The organism is Saccharopolyspora spinosa NRRL 18395 (assembly GCF_000194155.1).
GTDB lineage: Bacteria > Actinomycetota > Actinomycetes > Mycobacteriales > Pseudonocardiaceae > Saccharopolyspora > Saccharopolyspora spinosa.
Genome location: NZ_GL877879.1, coordinates 1594931 through 1596602, shown reverse-complemented (window position 1 = coordinate 1596602; position 1672 = coordinate 1594931). Strand labels below are relative to the sequence as shown.

Genomic DNA, 1672 nt, shown 5'->3' with positions numbered 1-1672 from the left:
AGCGGGTGCGTGTTCTGGGTGAGATCATGATGCGCTTGGCCGATCGCCGCCGTCTGCTGGAGAGGTGGGGCGAGGAAGGGCGTGACATCCGCAGCGCGGCTGAGTACCGCGCCGAGCTGCGGGAAGAGGTGGCCGGGCTCGGTGGCCTGGACCAGGTGGTGCTCACGGGGAGCAGGCCCGACATCCAGGTGCCGGTGCGCGAGCTCGGCGGTCCGGCACCGCAGCGTGCCGGTGAGCTGGGCAGGCGGCCCAGTCCGCGGGAGCTGAACGTGCTGCAGGAGCTGGTGCAGGCCCTGGACGGACGTGAGGTTGACTACCTCACGCGCTTCTTAGGTAAGGACACCGAGGCCGGCGTAGCGATCGGCGACCTTTATAAGTCGCGTCCCGGCGGTCGAGCGGTGCTGCGTGGGTTTGTGCTGGACATGGTTGTCGCGGCGTTCGGCGGGCCGGAAAGGGCGGTCGCGGTGGCGGACCGATTGCGGGAGCTGGGCTCCCTGCGGGGCCTGCGGGTGTTCTCGGAGGATGCGCGAGGCTGCCCTGCTTCCGAGCTCTGAGCTGGTGCGCTATCTCGGCCCGGGCCGAGCAATGGAGGTGACCCTGACCGACCCCCTCGGGTTTTCTAAGCGAGAGTGGGATGTATGGAAGGTGCTGGCGGGCAGAGACGAGTTCGACGAGGACGAAGCTGGGAAGCTGCGCCGGGCTGTTCTGCGGGCTATCTCGGACGAGCTCAGGCAGCGGCCAAAGCCGTTGAGGCGGGTGGTGTGGAACGAGAACGGGATACGGGAGGCTGAGCGCCGTCTCGCGTGGGCCGATGCCACAAACGGAGGCGAGTTCCCGTCCGACGCGCGGTCACAGTGGCTGAAGGTGGACAACCCAGATCCGCCTCTGCGGCCCGCGTCGCGAGAGGTTATCGATGGGCTCGGGGAGTCGTTGAAGGCTTCGGTCAACTACATCGTTGTTCAGGTCCTGCTCGGCAATGAGGATGCGAGGGCCATGCTGGAGGGCTCGGGGATCGTGATTCCTGGCCCGGGTTCTGGCGTGGCCACGGGGTTGCTGGAGCAGGTCGCCGACCACCTCCGCCGCACCCCGAGAGGAATAATGCTGGACTCTGGTGTGTTGCGGCGAGGGGGGGCGGCGAGTGAACGGTTCCAGGCGGCCACGGCCACCGGGGGTGTTGTCCCGCAGCTTCGGCTGACCAGCGGCCCCGATACCGTGCGGAAGTTCATGCAGCAGACGGCGGCGGATGACGTTCATTTCCTTGTGCTGAAGGTGCCGTCGGGGGCCTCGCAGGATGCGGTGCGGGCAGAGTATGTGAAAGGCGAGGACGCGGATGTGTTCCTGGCCTCTGGTGGCTTTTTTGGAGGTGGGCAGGCGCATTATTTCCTGGACGCGGTTCAGGGTGATGTCAGAAGGATCGATCCCGATTCGACGGTGTGGCCGGAGGTGCTGGCGGACGCGGGCGCCGACGTGGCCTGGTGGGCTCGGCATGGCGGACTACGCGCCTCTGCACAGGGCAGTGATGGTGGTGGTTTCGCAGCGCCTGTGTCGCGGGGGGAGGAATCGCAGTCGAGGGCCGCCGATATCGCGAAGATTCTGGGTGGGCCGGAGCAGGTGGCGTGGTGGGATGGCCGGTTGCCGCGAGTGGCGGAGTTGCTTGATTTACCGGAGTCCG

At 67.1% G+C, this 1672-nt stretch carries 1 protein-coding gene and 1 pseudogene; both read left to right on the top strand.

Annotation, left to right across the window (positions count from 1 at the left end):
* On the top strand, positions 1-554 hold a 554-nt coding region (locus SSPN_RS45895), incomplete at its 5' end, for a hypothetical protein (protein WP_010310973.1).
* A 37-nt stretch (positions 555-591) separates the two neighbouring features.
* Positions 592-1672 (top strand): annotated as a pseudogene (locus SSPN_RS55445) (hypothetical protein); the annotation flags it as partial.